The organism is Neisseria sp. P0009.S007, assembly GCF_051962515.1.
This window is the reverse complement of sequence record NZ_JBQCVF010000513.1, coordinates 1-1,038: the sequence shown is the minus strand read 5'-3', so window position 1 is coordinate 1,038 and position 1,038 is coordinate 1. Positions and strand designations below refer to the sequence as shown.

Here is a 1,038-nt window from a genome sequence, read left to right as displayed (position 1 = left end):
GGCGGTGTTTTTTATTAACATACCGATGCCGTCTGAAACACAGGCCCACGCTCTGTGTTATACTTCCACACGCTTAAACAGCAAGGCTTAAACTTCCAATTACTCCTAAAAGCTCCCATCAAAGCGAGAATCTGAATTGTCTGTTCATTCCATGTTGCACTCAGGAAAATTTTGGCTGAAAACCCTAGTTTTCGGCATTACCGCGCTTTTATGCCTCGCGGCGGTATTGAGTGCCTTAATGTTCCGCATATTCAACACAGAAAACATCGACGCGTTCATACAAAAAAACTTTTCCGCCCATGGCTGCCAAGTTAAATACAATGCCAATATCAGCAGAAAATGGCTGCCGCGCCCTACGCTTATTTTAAAAGATCTCAGCCTTTCCTCTTCCGAACCTGATACGCCAACGCTGAATATTGCCGAGTCTAAAATGGGCTTTGGCTGGAGCAGCCTATGGTCAGACGCCCCCGTTCTTGAAAAATGGATTCTTTCCAATCCTTCTCTGACGCTGGGTCCCAAAAACCACCTGCCTGCCTGCCTGCAACAAAACCATACATCTAAAGAAAGCTTCCAGCTCAACCGCGTCATCATCAATAGCGGCAACATCCGCTATCACAATAAAGAGCAAGATATTGCCTTAAACGATCTGCAATTTTCCCTGCGTAGAGCCGATTCAGACGGCCGTCCATTCGATATCAGCGGCACACTGCAAAACATCGGCAACCCCATCAGTTGGCAAGGCGCAGGCTATCTTGTACAAGATGATGCCGGCTGGAGCGTTCCCGCCCTCAAATTGAACCTGCAAACCGTATTGCTCAAAAACAAGCTGGATGCCCAAATCGCAGGCAGCCTTAATTGGCAAAACCAAACTGCCCTTTTCCGCGACTTCAACCTGCAAGCCGAAAGCGACTATCAAAACTTGCATATCAATGCACGTTCTCCCCTCTTGCAATTCAAAAATGGCTATTTGCACCTCAACACACTCAACGGCGCATTGACCGCCGGCAGTGAAAACAACCAATGGGACGGTTCATTCAA

At 47.5% G+C, this 1,038-nt stretch carries 1 protein-coding gene; it reads left to right on the top strand.

What is annotated here, in order from left to right:
- Positions 1-136: 136 nt before the first annotated feature.
- On the top strand, positions 137-1,038 hold a 902-nt coding region (locus tag ACTHS3_RS14435; RefSeq protein ID WP_440368298.1), incomplete at its 3' end, for an AsmA family protein.